Genomic DNA, 15,499 nt, shown 5'->3' on the forward strand with positions numbered 1-15,499 from the left:
CCGGCCGACACCCCGTCCTAGGCATCGGCGCTCCCCTGGGGCACAATGGGGGGCACGAGCACGGCGGCGGGGAATCCGCGGTGCGCGATCCGCCCGGTCACGGGGCTCTTGGGGAGAAATATGACGTCCACGTCCGTGGATGATCCTCGCTCTGTCGAGGAGACATCCGACGTCGAACTGGTCCGACGCACGCGTGGCGGCGACACCGCCGCCTTCGCGGAGCTATGGCGCCGTCACTGGCCGGCAGCCCGTGCGGTCGCGCGCGAGCTGCTCGCCTCGAGCGAGAGCGGCGTCACCGCCGAGATCGCGACGGAGGCCGCGTTCGCGCGCGTCTGGCGCCGGATCCGCTCGGGCGAGCGCCCCCGAGGCGCCTTCCGCGCCTTCGTCGCGGGCGACCTCGTGACGACGCTCGCACCACGAGGCGGCGACGAGACCCCGCCCGACGCCGCGTCGCTGGCGGCCGTCGCGGCGCTGTTCCCCGATCAGCGCGAGGTGCTCTGGTACGCCGAGGTCGACGCGCTGCGCCCCGCCGCCATCGCTCCGCTCGTCGGGGCGACATCCACGGCGGTCGGGACCCTCGTCGACGGCGCCCGTCAGGCGGCGCGGCGCGAATGGCTGCGCGCGAGGCCGGACGGCGGCGCGGGCACGGCGGATGACGAGGACACGGCCGCCTTCACGGCGTCCCTCCCCGCGCTGCTGCGCCACCACGCCCTCGGCGACGCGGGGTCGGCCGCCTACGCGGCATCCCGCGCCCGCACCGGGCAGCACCCCGCCGTGCCGGCGCTGCCGGGCACGGTCGTCGGCCGCGCGCCGGGAACCCTCCGACACACGCCGGATGCCGCGGCGCGACGCTCCGCGGCGGTGGCCGCGCCGATCCCCGCCCCCCGCGCCTCCGCCCCGACGGGTCGCGCCCCCCTCAGCGCACCGCGCATGCGCAGGTGGATGTCGGGCACCGGCCTGACCGCCGTGTTCGCGACCGTCGGGGTCGTCGCCGCGGGCGGGATCGTCGCCGTCGCGCTGCTGCCGGGCTCGCAGGACGAAGGCGGCGGATCGTCGCCGTTCGGGCGCGTCTCGGAGGTGCACACCGCTGCGCCGCGCGATCCCACCCCCGGGCAGCCGGCCGCCCCCGAGGACACACCGGACGGAGCCCCGGGCGACTCCGTGTCCGACGACGCGGACTCGGGCACGACGACACCCGGAACGCCGCCTGGCACGAGGGCACCCGGGTCGCGGTCGACGCCGCGCGGGAGCGACCGCGACACCGCGGCGCCCGGTACGCCGGCGCCGATCGCGCCGGGGAACCCCGCCCCGTCCGCGCCGTCACGGCCGTCGCTGACCCCCGTTCCGGCCCCCCCGCCACCCCCGACACTCTCCCCGACGCCCCTTCCACCCCCGGAACCCGAACCGGAACCCGAACCGGAACCGGAACCGGAACCCGAACCGGTGCCCGACGTGGACCCGCAGCCCGATCCTGGCGGCGAACAGCAGCCCGATCCGCCGGCGGAACCCGGCCCGCCCGACACACCCGAGCTGCCGGGCCTGCTGCAGGGGTTCTGGGGCGCCGGCCGCTGAGGCCCCGCTCGTAGACTGGGGGTATGAGCGAGACCCCCCGCGTCGATCCGACGCGTCCCGAGCAGCCCCGGCCCGCGGGCACCGTGCCCCGCCCCGGCGCACTGGACATCGTCCGCCTCCTGACGGAGCTGGTCGCGGTCGGCACGCTCGCCTTCTGGGGCTTCGTGGCGTTCCCGTTCCCCTGGAGCATCGTCGCGGGTCTCGGCGCCCCCGCGCTCGGAATCCTCCTGTGGGCGCTGTTCGTCTCCCCCAAGGCGGTCGTGCGGGTCCACCCGTTCGTCGCCGCGTTCGTCGAACTGCTCATCTTCGTCTCGGCCACCCTGGCCTGGTGGAGCCTCGGCCAGCCCTGGATCGGGCTCGCCTTCGGCGTCGTCGCCGTCACCGTCGGCGCGGTCGTCGGGCGGCGCCGATTCGCATGAGCGACGTCGTCGACCTGCTGCGCGCCGAGCTCGGCGCCCGGGTCGACACCTCGCCCGGCGCCCTGGAGGCGGCCCGGGCCGACAAGTCGGGCCACCGCTCCGCGGGGGCTCCGCTGGCCGTCGTGCACGCGGCATCCGTCTCCGACGTGCAGCGCACCCTGCGCATCGCGTCGCAGACGCGCACCCCCGTCGTGACCCGCGGCGCGGGCACCGGGCTCGCGGGCGCGGCCCTCGCGGGCCCCGGCGAGATCGCCCTCTCGACCCGCGCGATGACCCGCATCCTGGAGATCAGCGCCGACGACCTCCTCGCGGTCGTGGAACCGGGGATCCTGAACGCCGAGCTCAACGAGGCTCTCGCGCCGCACGGTCTGTGGTGGGCGCCGGACCCCGCCTCCCGCGCCATCTCGACCGTGGGCGGCAACATCGCCACGGGCGCGGGCGGGCTGCTGTGCGCCAAGTACGGGGTCGTCCGCGACGCCGTGCTCGGGGTCGATCTCGTCACGGCGGACGGCGAGCTGATGCGCCTCGGCCACCGCAGCGTCAAGGGCGTCACGGGTCTCGATCTCACCTCGCTCGTCATCGGGTCCGAGGGCCGCCTGGGCGTGATCGTCGGAGCGACGCTCAAGCTGCGACGCCTCACACCGGGTCATGTCCGCACGATCGCCGCGACGTTCCCCGACGTGGGCGGCGCCGCCCGGGCCTCGTCGCAGGTGACGGCCCGCGGCATCCAGCCCGCCCTCATGGAGCTGATGGATGCCGCGAGCCTCGCCGCGGTGCACCGGCTGCTCGACCTGCCCGCCCCCACGCCGGGCGCGGCGCGGCTGACCGTGCAGACCGACGGACCGGCCGCGGATGCCGAGGCCGACGCCGTCGCCCGCGTGCTGCGCGAGGCGGGCGGTGCCGTCGTAATCTCGCACGACCCCGCCGAGGGCGAACGGCTGCTGACGATCCGGCGCTCCTTCCACCCCGCTATGGAAGCGATGGGAACGACTCTCATCGAGGACGTCTCCGTGCCGCGCAGCGCGCTGCCGGCGATGTTCGCCGAGATCGCGCGCATCGAGGCCGACTTCGGGCTCGTCATCCCCACCGTCGCGCACGCCGGCGACGGCAACCTGCACCCGAACTTCGTCTTCGACGGCGACGACGTCCCGGCCCACGTGTGGGAGGCCGCCGATGCGCTGTTCCGTGCGGCGCTCGCGCTCGGCGGCACGCTCACCGGGGAGCACGGCATCGGGGTGCTCAAGCGCCGGTGGCTCGTCGACGAGCTCGGTCCCGGCCAGTGGGCGCTTCAGGAGCGCGTCGTGCGCGCCTTCGACCCCGAGGGCATCCTGAACCCCGGCAAGGTGTTCTGAGCGGGCACCGCTTCAGCCCGCGAGGATCTCCTCGATGCGCGCGTCGGCAGCGGCGGCGACCGCCGCGACATCCTCGCCGCGGGAGATCGCCGCGAGCAACTCGTCGAGCACGCCGGCCTCCTCCACCTGCGCCCACCGCGGCGTCGCGGGGACGGCACGGGCGGACGCGGCGGCGAGCGCCCGGGCCGCCCCGCCGGGCTGCTCGGCGGCCAGGGGGGCGAGCGAGATCCGCGCGGGGACGAGCCCCTCCGCCGCGAGGAGACTCTGGAAGCCCTCTCCGAGCATGATCCGCACGACCGAGAGGGCGAGCTCGGGCTCCGCCGTGCCGGCCGCGATGCCCACGACCGATCCGCGTGCCGCCACCGGCGCCGCGCCCCCGTCCCGGCCCGGCAGGGCGAAGACCGCGGGGGCCGCGGGCGCGCCCTCTCCCGCGCAGGCACCCGCGGCAAGGCCCGTGCCCGGACCGACCAGCCGAGCCGCCTCGGCCCCGCAGTAGGCGGCCCCGACGGATTCCGCCGCGACGACCCCGGGCGGCACCGACGCGTTCATCAGCAGGTCCTGCAGCAGAACGAGCGCCGCGACGGACGCGTCCGAGCCGAGCCGCGCGTCCCAGCGCCCGCCGTCTGACACCGCCACCTCGCCGCCGCCCGCCCAGACGAACGTCAGCAGGTCGTCTCCGCCGGAGAGCAGGATGCCGGGGCGCCCCGGCGCCGCCTGTGCGCCCGCGATCGACGCGCGGACGAACTCGTCGAGGGTCGGCGCAGGCTCGCCTCCCAGCGCGGGATCCGCGAGCACGACACCCGCGTCGGCGTGGAGGGGCACCCCGAACCTCCCGTCGCCGTTCGAGGCCGCCATGACGAGACCCGGAATCAGGTCGGCACCACCCAGATCCTCGAGCTCCCCCGCGATGTCGAGCAGGGCCCCGTCCGCCACGAGCGCGGGAACCTTCGCGGCATCCATCTCGAGGACATCCGCCTCCATCGGGGCCGATGGATCGACGTCCCCGGGGGCGTCTTCGATCACGAGCGACGCGCCCGGGTTCTCGGCTTCGAACGTCGTCACGAGATGGCCCCTCGCCTCGTCCGAGAACGCCTCGGGGGCGAGGGCGACGCGGACCTCGGGATCTTCGGAGAGTCCCAGGGCGCAGCCGGCGAGCGCCAGCGAGACCATCCCCAGGACCGCGATGGCTGCGGCCGCGCGCGGTCCACGCACGGCCGAGCGAGAAAGGAACGTCTCCGTCACAGAGGCAAGTAGAGCGCACAGGGGCCCGGAATCCGGGTATTGACGGCGCACCGGACCGGAGGGCACCCGCCGCAGTCCCGCGTAGGGTGGACCGGGACGACAGGGGAACTGATGAAGACTCGACTCACCGCGCTGGCCATCGCCGGCATCGCCCTCTTCGGCCTGACCGCCTGCACGGGCGGGGCGCCGGAGAACGGCTCCGGCGGCGGATCGGGCTCCGATGCGGGCGGCTCCGCGTCCTCGGAGCAGACCGTCGACGAGGCCTGCTCGATCGTGAACGACACGATCGAGGGCGCCGTCGCGGAGTTCGAGGGCATTTCGATGGAGGATCCCGCCGCCGCCGTGGAGGCCTTCCAGGCCGCCGGCGACGCCCTCGGCGAGGAGGCCGGCCGCATCGGCAACCCGGAGGTCGCGGCCGTGCTTCCCGACCTCGAGACCGCGTTCGCCACCGTGGCGGAGGCGATGGACGCCCTCGCCGCCGGCGACTCGACGAAGCTCACCGAGCTCGAGAGCGTCGGCACCGAGATGCAGGCGAGCTTCACCGAGTTCCAGCGCCTCTGCCTCGAGTAGACCCGGCACTCTCCGGCAACCGTTGCCGGAACGTGATATACGGTCGCCTACAATCGATGCGACGCGCACTCGCGCGCAGCGAGGGGGGCCCGCTATGACGGATCTGGTGACCACCGCGTCCGATCAGGGCGCGCACGACGGCGATGAGCCGCGCCTGGAATGGGCTCCGGCACCCCCGCCGACCCGCCGCAGGCGCTGGCCGCTGCTGCTGTGGATCGGCATCCCTCTCGCGGGCGTCGCCGCAGCCGGCTGGTACTTCGGCACGACCCTCATCGCCCCGGGAGTGACGGTGGCCGGTGTGCCGGTGGGCGGCCTCACGGCGGATGCCGCGGCATCCACGATCTCCGACGGCATCGGTTCCACGGCCGTGGAGATCACCGCCGACGGCGTCACCGCGACCATCACCGGCGCCGACCTCGGCGCATCGCTGCCCGCCGAGGAGCTCGCCCGCGAGGCACTCGCCGCGCACCCCCTGTGGCAGGTCGGCGGGTGGTTCCCGGAGACTGACCGCACCGCGCCCACGATCGATCCCGACGCGACCACCGCGGCGCTGGCCGACGGCTTCGCCTCCGTGTGGGAGGCCCCCGTCGACGCCGTGGTGGCCTACGACGACGCCGCCGACCTCTACGTCGTTACGCCCGCCGTGCCCGGACTGGGCGTGGACGCCGCCGCGGCGGAGGACGCGTACCGCGACGCCCTGCTGGCCGCCGCCCCCGGCACGCTGTCTACGGATCTGGTCGAGCTCGAGGCCGCCATCACGACCGAGGCGGCCGCGGCTCGCGCCGACGAGCTGAACGCGGTCCTCGCCACGGCGGGCTTCTACGTCGGAGAGGAGCGCACCGTCGCGATCCCCGCCGACCAGACCGCCTCCTGGCTGACGCTGACGCCCGACCCCGAGCAGGGCCGCATCGATCTCACTGCCGACGAGGCCGCGATCGAGGCCGCCATGGCGGGGCTCGCCGAGGCGGTCAACCGCGCCCCGGTGAACGCCACCGTCATCACCGACTCCGACGGCGATGTCATCCGGGCGGAGACCGAGGGGCAGACGGGTCGAGAGCTCGCCGACACCACCGGGATGGCCTCGGACTACGCGACGCAGCTGGCCGGCGGCGACGCCGTGTTCGCACTCCCGGTGAGCGAGACGCAGTTCGAGACGACCTCGCTCGCGAGGCTGCTCGAGGTCGACCTGTCGGACCAGCGCGTCTACCTCAAGGAGAACGGCGCCGTCATCGACTCCTGGCTGATCTCCAGCGGCAAGTCCGGGTGGGAGACCAACATCGGCTACCACAAGGTGCAGGCCAAAGTGCGGGTGCAGGACATGGGCAACGACCAGGTCGGTTACCTCCAGCCCGACGTGGAGTGGGTCTCCTATTTCTCGGGCGATCAGGCGTTCCACGCCGTCTATTGGCACCGCAACTGGGGCACGCCCACGAGCCACGGCTGCGTCGGGATGCCGACGAGCCTCGCCAAGGTGATCTACGACTGGGCCCCGGTCGGCACCGACGTCTGGGTCCACGCCTGATCCGCGCGGGCGTTCGGCGCCGGTTCACGTTAGCCTGAGTGGTATGCCGGAGCTGAGACTGGTCGAACTCTCCGCCTCGACGATCGTGGCGGTGAACAATCTGTCGCTCAAACCCGGGCAGGAGCAGTTCCTCGCACCGGTCTCCTACGGAATCGCCGCCACCGTCGTGAATCCCGCCACGAGCTGGCAGCGCGTGGTCGTCGACGGCGACGAGGTCGTCGGCTTCGTCAGCGGCAGCTTCGACGACGAAGCCCCCGAAGACTACTTCCGGTCGATCCTCCTGCGCATCAACGTCGACGCCGACGACCAGGGCCGCGGTGTCGGGCGCTTCGCCGTGGAGGGCCTCCTCGAGGAGGCTCGTCGACGCGGGCAGACGTGCCTCTACGTCATCTACGAAGCCGGCGAGCAGGGCCCCGAGGCGTTCTTCCGGCGCGTGGGCTTCTCCCCGGTCGGCGAGACGGAGTACGGCGAGACGGTCGCGGAGATCCGCCTCTAGCCGCACATGCACGCGAACGACGAAGGGGTGGATGCCGCGGCATCCACCCCTTCGTCGTCGCGGTCTACGCCAGCGCGTCGATGACCGCGTTGAAGGTCTTCGAGGGGCGCATCACGGCCGCCGCTTTGGCGGGGTCGGGGCGGTAGTAGCCGCCGATGTCGGCGGGCTTGCCCTGCACGGCCAGCAGCTCATCGACGATGGCCTGCTCCTTCTCGGCGAGCTCGGCCGCCACCGGCGCGAACGCCGCCGCGAGCTCGGCGTCCTGCTCCTGCGCGGCGAGCTCCTGCACCCAGTAGAGCGCGAGGTAGAAGTGGCTGCCGCGATTGTCGATCGTGCCCAGGGCCCGCCCGGGCGACTTGTCGTTCTCGAGGAACGTGCCGGTCGCGGCATCCAGCGTGTCGGCCAGCACCTTCGCCTTGGGGTTGCCGGTGTACCCGGCGAGGTGCTCGAGCGAGGCCGCGAGCGCGAAGAACTCGCCCAGCGAGTCCCAGCGCAGGTAGTCCTCCGCGACGAGCTGCTGCACGTGCTTGGGTGCGGAGCCGCCGGCACCGGTCTCGAAGAGCCCGCCCCCCGCGAGCAGCGGAACGATCGAGAGCATCTTGGCGCTCGTGCCGACCTCGAGGATCGGGAAGAGGTCCGTGAGGTAGTCGCGCAGCACGTTCCCCGTCACCGAGATGGTGTCCAGGCCCCGGCGCATCCGCTCGAGTGAGAAGCGCGTCGCCTCTTCGGGCGCGAGGATCTCGATCTGGAGCCCGTCGGTGTCGTGCTCGCCGAGGTACGCGTGCACCTTCTCGATGAGCGCGGCGTCGTGCGAGCGATCGGGGTTGAGCCAGAACACGGCGGGCGAGCCCGTGGCGCGGGCACGCGTGACGGCGAGCTTGACCCAATCGCGGATCGCGACGTCCTTCGTCTGCGTGGCACGCCAGATGTCGCCCGGCTGGACGGTGTGCTCGATGAGCACGTCGCCACTCTCGTCGACGACCTGCACGCGTCCGGCCGAGGCGATCTCGAATGTCTTGTCGTGGCTGCCGTACTCCTCGGCCGCCTGGGCCATCAGCCCGACGTTCGGAACGGTTCCGATCGTGGCGGGGTCGAGCGGACCGTGCGCGATGACGTCCTCGATCGTCGCCTGGTACACGCCCGCGTAGGACGAGTCCGGGATGACGGCAAGCGTGTCGTCCTCGCCGCCGTCGGCGCCCCACAGCTTTCCGCCGTTGCGCACGAGGGCGGGCATCGACGCGTCGACGATGACGTCGGAGGGCACGTGGAGGTTCGTGATCCCCTTGTCGGAGTTGACGTACGACAGGCGCGGACCGGCCGCGAGCGCCGCCGTGATGTCTGCCGCGATGGCGTCGCCCCCGGGCACCGAGGGCAGGCCGGAGAGGATCGCGCCGAGCCCGTCGTTGGGGGTCAGGCCCGCCGCGCGGAGCGTCTCGCCGTGTGTGCGGAAGACCTCGGCGAAGTACGCCTTCACGACGTGGCCGAAGATGATCGGATCGCTGACCTTCATCATCGTGGCCTTGAGGTGCACGGAGTACAGCACGTCGTCCGCGGCCGCCTGGCGGAGGGTCTCAGCCAGGAAGGCGTCGAGCGCCGCGGCGGAGAGGAACGTCGCGTCCACGATCTCGCCGGGCAGGACCTTCAGGCCCTCCTTCAGCACCGTCTCGGCGCCGTCCTCGGCGATGTGGCGGATCGTCAGCACGTCGTCGGATTCCATGACGACCGACTTCTCGTTGGAGCGGAAGTCGTCGCGGCCCATCGTGGCGACCCGCGTCTTGGAGCCCTCCGCGAACGGCTTGTTGCGGTGGGGGTGCTTGCGCGCGTAGTTCTTCACCGACAGGGGCGCACGGCGGTCGCTGTTGCCCTCGCGGAGGACGGGGTTCACGGCCGAGCCCTTGATGCGGTCGTAGCGGGCGCGGATGTCCTTCTGCTCGAGCGTGGCGGGCTCGTCCGGGTAGGTCGGGATGTCGTAGCCGGAGGCCTGCAGCTCGGCGATGGCGGCCTTCAGCTGCGGGATGGATGCCGAGATGTTGGGCAGCTTGATGATGTTCGCCTCGGGGAGGGTGGCGAGCCCGCCGAGCTCCGCGAGCGCGTCACCCACCTGCTGCTCCGGCGTGAGCTTCTGCGGGAACGCGGCGAGGATGCGGCCGGCGAGGGAGATGTCCCGCGTCTGGACGTCGACGCCGGCCTGGGCCGTCACGGCCTGCACGATCGGCAGGAACGACGCCGTCGCGAGAGCCGGTGCTTCATCGGTGTACGTGTAGATGATTGTCGAGTCGGTCACCTGTGTCGTCTTTCGTTCGGGGCCGCCCACAACCCTATCGCAGCGCGGGAAACTCTCTCGATGTCGAGAGAGTTTCCCGCGCTCACACGAGCGATTCCCGCCATGCGGCGTGCAGTCGCGCGAACCGGCCGGTTCCGGCGATGAGCGCGTCCGGTGCGTCATCCTCGACGATGCGCCCGTGCTCCATGACGAGCACGCGATCGGCGATCGCGACCGTCGACAGGCGGTGGGCGATGATGATGGCGGTGCGATCGGCCAGCAGCGTCTGCAGGGCGTTCTGGATGAGCCGCTCGCTGGGGATGTCCAGCGAGGCGGTGGCCTCGTCGAGGATCAGCACCGCGGGGTCGGCGAGGAAGGCACGCGCGAACGAGATGAGCTGACGCTGCCCCGCCGAGACCCGCCCGCCGCGCTTGTTCACGTCGGTGTCGTACCCGTCGGGTAGGCGCTCGATGAACGAGTCGGCGCCCACCGCGCGGGCGGCGGCGCGGATCTCGTCGAGCGTCGCGTCGGGCTTGCCGAGCGCGATGTTGTCGGCGATGGTCCCGCTGAAGAGGTACGCCTCCTGCGTCACCATGACGATCGCGCGGCGCAGGTCCTTCGGGTGCAGCCGCCGCAGGTCGACGCCGTCGAGCGTGACCCGACCGCTGCTCGGGTCGTAGAAGCGCGAGACGAGCTTGGCCAGCGTCGACTTGCCCGCGCCGGTGGTGCCCACCAGGGCGACGGTCTGACCCGCGGGCAGGTCGAGCGAGAAGTCGGGCAGGATGACGCGGTCGTCGGCGTACCCGAAGCGCACGTTCTCGAACCGCACGTGACCGCGGGCGGTCCACAGGTCCTCCGGCTCGCGGGGATCGGGTACCGTCGGCACCTCCTCCAGGACCCCCGACACCTTCTCGAGGGCGGCGGTGGCGGACTGGTAGGAGTTGAGGAAGAACGCCACCTCCTGCAGCGGCGAGAAGAAGTTGCGCACATACAGCACCGCCGCGATCAGCACGCCCACCGCGATCCCGCCCTCGGCGACCCGGATGCCGCCCCACGCCACGACGAGCGCGAGGGACACCGATGCGATCGCCATGAGTCCCGGCTCGAACGTGCCGAACAGGCGGATCGAGCGCATGTTCACGTCGCGGTACTGCATCGACAGGTCGCCGAACTGCACATCGCCCGGCTTCTCGCGGCGGAACGCCTTGACGGCGCGGATGCCGGTCATCGTCTCGACGAACGTGACGATGACCCTCGCGCTGACGACGCGCGACTCGCGGTACACCCTCTGCGAGCGCATGTAGAACCAGCGCATGAGCATCAGGAGAGGCAGCCCCATCACGACGAGGATGACGCCCGACTGCCAGTCCAGCAGCAGCAGCGCGACGAGGGTGAATCCGCCGTACAGCACTCCGGAGACGAGCTCGTTGAGGCCGCCGTCGAGCAGCTCGCGGATCGTGTCGAGGTCGCTCGTCTGGCGCGAGATGATGCGGCCCGACGTGTAGGACTCGTGGAATTCGAGACTGAGCCGCTGCGTGTGGAGGAAGATCCGCTTGCGCAGGTCGAGCAGGATCGCCTGCGTCAGCCGCGCGGCGACGACGACGTACCAGGCGATGAGCGCTGCACCCGCGATCGCCGTGATCAGGTACACCCCCACGACACCCGCGGTGGGCAGCCAGTCGGCCCGCTCGATGACCGCCGGCAGCGCCGTGTCGATCCCGTAGGCGATGAGGGCGGGGCCGGCGACCCGGAAGGCCGTGGAGACGACGAGCACGACCGCCGCGAGGATCAGGTGCCCCCGGACGGGCGTGACGAGCGTGCCCAGCAGGCGCAGGGAGCGGCGACGGATCGAACGGCTCTCGGCACGCGTGTAGTCGGAGCGGTCCTCGCCGCTCGTGCCGTTGACGGTGGTGCTCACAGGTTCACCCCGCTCTCCCGCTGCCGGGCCTGCTCGTCCTCCAGGCTCGAGATGACGTGCCGGTAGTGCGCGCTCGTCCGCAGCAGCTCGGAGTGCGTGCCGACCGCGGTGATTCGCCCCTGCTCGAGCAGCGCGACGCGATCTGCGAGCGTCACCGTGGAGGGCCGGTGGGCGACGACGAGCGCCGTCGTGGCGTGCAGCACCTCGCGAAGCGCGTCCTCGACGAGCGCCTCGGTGTCGACGTCGAGCGCCGAGAGCGGGTCGTCGAGAACGAGCACGGTGGGCCGCGCCGCGACCGCCCGTGCCAGGGCGAGCCGCTGACGCTGACCGCCGGAGAGGGACAGGCCCTCCTCGCCGATCACGGTGTCGACCCCGTCGGGGAGCGCATCGACGAAGCCCGCCTGCGCGACATCCAGCGCCTCGCGCAGCACGCGCTCGGCCTCCTCGCTGCCGGGCTCGAGGTCCTGGCGCCCGAGCAGCACGTTGCCGCGCACGGTCTGCGAGAAGAGTGTCGCGTCCTCGAAGGCCATGCCCACGTGGGTGCGCAGCTCGTCGAGCGTCAGGTCGCGCACGTCGACGCCGTCGAGGGTCACACGCCCGCCCGTGACGTCGTAGAGCCGGGTGGGAAGCGTCGTCAGCGTCGTCTTGCCAGAGCCCGTGAGGCCCACGAGGGCCATCGTCTCGCCGGGGCGCAGCACGAGGTCGATGCCGTCGAGCAGGTCGCGCTCGCCCTCCGCGGCATCCTGATACCGGAAGTGCACACCCTCGAAGGCGAGCTCGCCGCGGGGCTCGGCGATCGTCCGCGGCCGGGCAGGGTCGGTGATCGTGTTCTCCTCGTCGAAAACCTCGAAGAGCCGGTCGGTCGCCGTGCGGGCGTCGAGGGTGAACGAGAACAGGAACCCGATCGACTCCATCGGCCACCGCAGCACCGTCGCCATTGCGAAGAACGCCACGAGCTCCGCCGACTGCAGCTGCCCGAGCGCGGTGAGCGCGATGCCCGCGCCCAGGCACAGCGCGAAGGCGATGTCGGGCAGCAGCACGAGCCAGAACCAGATCCAGCCGACCGCGCGGGCCTTGCCGAGCTCGGTCTCGCGCAGGGTCTCGGCCTGCCGCGTGAACTTCCTCAGGGCATGCGACCCGCGACCGAAGGCCTTGAGCACCCGGATGCCGTGCACGCTCTCCTCGACCGAGGTGGCGAGGTCGCCGGCCTGATCCTGGCTCTGCCGGGCGAGCGCTCCGTAGGTCTTCTCGAAGCGGTAGCCCGCGTACCAGAGCGGCGCCGAGACGGCGAGGAAGACGGTGCCCAGCAGCCAGTGCCACCGGAACAGCAGCGCCGTGCCGACGACGATCGTGAGCACGTTGACGACGAGCAGCACGATGCCGAACGCCAGCCACCGTCGCAGCATCGAGATGTCCTGCATCATGCGGCTGAGCAGCTGCCCCGACTGCCAGCGGTCGTGGAACGAGACGGGCAGGCGCTGCAGACGCCGAAAGAACGTGTGACGCAGGTCGTACTCGACCATCGTCGCGGGCGCGAGCACGAACCACCGCCGCAGCCACACCATCGCCGCCTCGGCGAGGCCCAGCACGAGGATGATCGCGGCCCCCCACGCGATCTGCGCGGACTCGCCGCTCTGGATCGGGCCGGCGACGACCGGCTCGAGCACCAGTGGGATCGACAGGGCCAGGAGCGCGGCGCCGAGCGCGCTCGCCGCGCCGAGCGCCAGCCGCGGGATGACGGGGCGGGCGAACGGGATGAGCCTCGCGAGGGAGCGGAGCGTGGACAGGTCGGAGCGGGACGTTTCGGCGGTGGAGGTCATGATCCTTGTGGGAAGGCGGAGCGGCGGCGCCGGGATCGGGCGCACGGAGAGAGGCCGCCTCGGAGGATTCGCGAAGACAGCCCTCCAGCTTATTCCTCGCCTTTCGCGGACGGCAAGGGTCAGGCTGCGTGTTCGCGGTCGAGCAGCGCCCGCTTCACCTCGAGTCCCCACGCGAACCCGCCCAGCGATCCGTCCGCGCGGAGCACGCGGTGGCACGGCACGAAGAGCGCGGGGGCGTTGCGGGCGCAGATGGATGCCGCGGCCCGCACGGCCGCGGGCGATCCGAACGCCGCCGCGAAGGCCGTGTACGTCAGCGCCTCCCCCGGCGGGATGCGCCGCAGTGCCGCCCACCCGCGGCGTTGGAGCGGGGTGCCGGTGTGGACGACCTCGACCGCGTCGATCGTCCGCAGATCGCCCGCGTAGTACGCGCGGACGGCGGACGCGGCATCCGTCTGCCCGCGTTCGAGCCGATCGGGGCGCGCGGCGGGGGCGATCCGCGCGAGCACCGCCTCGGGCGCGTCCGTCCAGCCCGAGGCGAGCACGCGCCCCCGCTCGTCGGCCAGCAGAGTGAAGGGCCCGTCAGGAGTGTCGATCGTCTGGATCATCGCCGTGGTCATGCGGGGGTCCTCTCGAGAGGGGCGAGGGAGAACGGGTCGGTTGTGTCGGACGCGCTCGGGGGCTCCGGGGCGGGCGGGCGGGGGGCGGCCTGCGGGAGGGCGGCGGCCTGCGGGAGGGCGGCGCGCCAGAGGTGGCCCATGAGGTATGACCGCCACGGGGCGGCCCTCGTCGCCCACTCGGTGAGGCCCCTCGCATCGGCGGGCACCCCGAGCACCGCCGCGCCCGCTCGCGCCGCGACATCGCCCGGCAGGAGGACGTCGGGATCGCCCGTCACGCGCATGCGCACGTAGTCGGCCGTCCACGACCCGATGCCGGGCAGGGCGATGAGCGCGGCACGCTGCGCCGCGGGATCGTCGCCCGGCGAGAGCTCGAGCGAGCCGCCGGCGAGGGCCTCGGCTGCGGACACGATGGCGCGCACGCGTGCGGCCGGGCCCCGCAGCACCTCGCCGCCCCGCTCGGCGATGGCCGCGGGGGTCGGGAAGAGCAGCGCCGGCCCGGGCACGGCGCGGGCGTCGCCGGGGTCGGCAGGGGCGTCGCCGGGGTCGGCAGGGGGCTGCGGCATCCGCTCGCCCAGCGCGGCGGCGAGCCGCGTGAGCGCCGTGCGCGCCGCCGCGACCGACACCTGCTGGCCGATCATGGCCCGCACGAGCATCTCGGCGGGATCGGCGGCACCGGGCACCCGGAGCCCCGGCACGCCACGGACGGATCCGCGCAGCGCCGGCACGGCGGCGAGGGCGGCGTCGATCGCCACGGGGTCGGCGTCGAGGTCGAACAGTCGCCGCACGCGCGCGACGAGCACCGGCAGATCCCCCAGGCGGGCGAGCGTCGCGTGCAGCCGCAGCCGCGATCCGTCGTCGTGCACGCGGAAGCGCGCGGGCCCGCCCGGGAGCCGCACCGTGCGGGCGAAGGAGTCGGCCGTCGCGACCTCGACGCCCGGGAGGGCCCGCGCCGACATCCACGCGAACAGGCCGGCGGCGTCGAACGGGCCGCGGCGCGGCAGGGCCAGGCTCACCCCGCCCGGCGCACCGAAGGGGTCGCCCGCGGCGCGGGGACGCCGCGCGCGCAGCTGCGACGGCGTGAGCCCGAAGATCTCGCGCACCGTGTCGTTGAACTGCCGCACGCTCGCGAAGCCCGCCGAGAACGCCACGTCCGCCATGGTCAGCTCGGTGCCCACGAGCAGCATGCGCGCGGTCTGCGCGCGGTGCGCCCGCGCGAGGGCGACGGGGCCGGCGCCGAGCTCCTCCGTGAGCATCCGGGTGAGGTGGCGCGTCGAATACCCCAGGCGACGGGCGAGCCCGGGAACACCCTCGCGCTCGATGACGCCGTCGGCGATCAGGCGCATGGCGCGCGATGCGGCATCCCCCCGCAGGTCCCACGCGGGCGAACCCGGCGCGGCCTCGGGCAGGCAGCGCTTGCAGGCACGGTACCCGGCCTCGTGCGCGGCGGCGCTCGTGGCGAAGAAGGACACGTTCCCCGGCTTCGGCGTGCGCGCCGGGCAGCTCGGCCGGCAGTAGATGCCCGTCGTGCGCACGGCCGTGACGAACTGCCCGTCGAAGCGCGTATCGCGCGACGAGATCGCGCGGTAACGCTCGTCGAAAGACATCGCCGGGTGCCTCGGCGTGGCGTTCGCGGACGATGTCATGCCCTCAGCCTGACACGGGAGCGCGGCATCCGCTCGCGGAAATCGGACACGGCTGCGGCGGCCGC

12 protein-coding genes are annotated in these 15,499 nt (G+C 73.1%); 6 read left to right on the forward strand and 6 right to left on the reverse strand.

Going from position 1 to position 15,499, the window contains the following annotated elements; genetic code table 11:
• The first annotated feature begins 120 nt into the window (after positions 1–120).
• From ACIGCK_RS05725 to ACIGCK_RS05735, 3 genes are read left to right on the forward strand one after another with little or no spacing between them, the layout of a single operon-like run.
• Positions 121–1,572: an RNA polymerase sigma factor gene (locus tag ACIGCK_RS05725; protein WP_396664515.1), complete on the forward strand. Its 1,452-nt coding sequence runs from the start codon at positions 121–123 to the stop codon at positions 1,570–1,572.
• A gap of 23 nt (positions 1,573–1,595) precedes the next feature.
• Positions 1,596–1,991: a YrdB family protein gene (locus ACIGCK_RS05730; RefSeq protein ID WP_330170269.1), complete on the forward strand. Its 396-nt coding sequence runs from the start codon at positions 1,596–1,598 to the stop codon at positions 1,989–1,991.
• The gene (locus ACIGCK_RS05735) at positions 1,988–3,343 is read left to right on the forward strand and encodes an FAD-binding oxidoreductase (protein ID WP_396664517.1); all 1,356 of its coding nucleotides are present in this window, start codon (positions 1,988–1,990) and stop codon (positions 3,341–3,343) included. Before ACIGCK_RS05730 ends, ACIGCK_RS05735 begins: the two co-directional genes overlap by 4 nt.
• A gap of 12 nt (positions 3,344–3,355) precedes the next feature.
• Here ACIGCK_RS05735 and ACIGCK_RS05740 read toward each other — a convergent pair whose 3' ends face one another.
• On the reverse strand, positions 3,356–4,585 hold the full coding sequence (locus ACIGCK_RS05740; protein WP_396664519.1) for a sugar transporter: 1,230 nt from the start codon (positions 4,583–4,585) through the stop codon (positions 3,356–3,358).
• 111 nt (positions 4,586–4,696) lie between these two features.
• On the opposite strand from ACIGCK_RS05740, the gene ACIGCK_RS05745 reads away from it, so the two are divergent.
• The 3 genes from ACIGCK_RS05745 to ACIGCK_RS05755 all read left to right on the forward strand — a co-directional run bounded on the left by ACIGCK_RS05745 (position 4,697) and on the right by ACIGCK_RS05755 (position 7,173).
• Positions 4,697–5,155: a hypothetical protein gene (locus ACIGCK_RS05745; RefSeq protein WP_396664521.1), complete on the forward strand. Its 459-nt coding sequence runs from the start codon at positions 4,697–4,699 to the stop codon at positions 5,153–5,155.
• Between the two features lie 94 nt (positions 5,156–5,249).
• Positions 5,250–6,677, forward strand: a complete 1,428-nt coding sequence (locus tag ACIGCK_RS05750; protein ID WP_396664523.1) for a L,D-transpeptidase family protein — start codon at positions 5,250–5,252, stop codon at positions 6,675–6,677.
• A 43-nt stretch (positions 6,678–6,720) separates the two neighbouring features.
• Positions 6,721–7,173 carry a GNAT family N-acetyltransferase gene (locus ACIGCK_RS05755; protein WP_396664524.1) on the forward strand — a complete coding sequence of 151 codons (453 nt, stop codon included), beginning with the start codon at positions 6,721–6,723 and terminating at the stop codon, positions 7,171–7,173.
• A 64-nt stretch (positions 7,174–7,237) separates the two neighbouring features.
• On the opposite strand, the gene ACIGCK_RS05760 is transcribed toward ACIGCK_RS05755, so the two are convergent.
• The 5 genes from ACIGCK_RS05760 to ACIGCK_RS05780 form a co-directional block, all read right to left on the reverse strand.
• The gene (locus ACIGCK_RS05760) at positions 7,238–9,457 is read right to left on the reverse strand and encodes an NADP-dependent isocitrate dehydrogenase (RefSeq protein WP_396664526.1); all 2,220 of its coding nucleotides are present in this window, start codon (positions 9,455–9,457) and stop codon (positions 7,238–7,240) included.
• Positions 9,458–9,539: 82 nt separating this feature from the next.
• On the reverse strand, positions 9,540–11,354 hold the full coding sequence (locus tag ACIGCK_RS05765; protein WP_396664528.1) for an ABC transporter ATP-binding protein: 1,815 nt from the start codon (positions 11,352–11,354) through the stop codon (positions 9,540–9,542).
• Positions 11,351–13,174: an ABC transporter ATP-binding protein gene (locus ACIGCK_RS05770; protein WP_396664529.1), complete on the reverse strand. Its 1,824-nt coding sequence runs from the start codon at positions 13,172–13,174 to the stop codon at positions 11,351–11,353. Before ACIGCK_RS05770 ends, ACIGCK_RS05765 begins: the two co-directional genes overlap by 4 nt.
• A 119-nt stretch (positions 13,175–13,293) precedes the next feature.
• Positions 13,294–13,791 (reverse strand): methylated-DNA--[protein]-cysteine S-methyltransferase, encoded by a 498-nt coding sequence (locus ACIGCK_RS05775; RefSeq protein WP_396664531.1) that lies wholly within the window; start codon positions 13,789–13,791, stop codon positions 13,294–13,296.
• Positions 13,788–15,395, reverse strand: coding sequence for an AlkA N-terminal domain-containing protein (locus ACIGCK_RS05780; protein WP_396664533.1), 1,608 nt, complete (start codon positions 15,393–15,395; stop codon positions 13,788–13,790). The genes ACIGCK_RS05775 and ACIGCK_RS05780 overlap by 4 nt, the downstream gene beginning before the upstream one ends.
• Positions 15,396–15,499: the final 104 nt, after the last annotated feature.

Source organism: Microbacterium sp. NPDC078428 (genome assembly GCF_044542535.1).
Lineage (GTDB): Bacteria > Actinomycetota > Actinomycetes > Actinomycetales > Microbacteriaceae > Microbacterium > Microbacterium limosum.

Coding starts and splice junctions, on each gene's coding strand:
- ACIGCK_RS05735 (WP_396664517.1), top strand. CDS start 1,988: ATGAGCGACGTCGTCGACCTGCTGCGCGCCGAGCTCGGCGCCCGGGTC.
- ACIGCK_RS05730 (WP_330170269.1), top strand. CDS start 1,596: ATGAGCGAGACCCCCCGCGTCGATCCGACGCGTCCCGAGCAGCCCCGG.
- ACIGCK_RS05755 (WP_396664524.1), top strand. CDS start 6,721: ATGCCGGAGCTGAGACTGGTCGAACTCTCCGCCTCGACGATCGTGGCG.
- ACIGCK_RS05780 (WP_396664533.1), bottom strand. CDS start 15,395: ATGTCTTTCGACGAGCGTTACCGCGCGATCTCGTCGCGCGATACGCGC.
- ACIGCK_RS05750 (WP_396664523.1), top strand. CDS start 5,250: ATGACGGATCTGGTGACCACCGCGTCCGATCAGGGCGCGCACGACGGC.
- ACIGCK_RS05770 (WP_396664529.1), bottom strand. CDS start 13,174: ATGACCTCCACCGCCGAAACGTCCCGCTCCGACCTGTCCACGCTCCGC.
- ACIGCK_RS05775 (WP_396664531.1), bottom strand. CDS start 13,791: ATGACCACGGCGATGATCCAGACGATCGACACTCCTGACGGGCCCTTC.
- ACIGCK_RS05745 (WP_396664521.1), top strand. CDS start 4,697: ATGAAGACTCGACTCACCGCGCTGGCCATCGCCGGCATCGCCCTCTTC.
- ACIGCK_RS05725 (WP_396664515.1), top strand. CDS start 121: ATGACGTCCACGTCCGTGGATGATCCTCGCTCTGTCGAGGAGACATCC.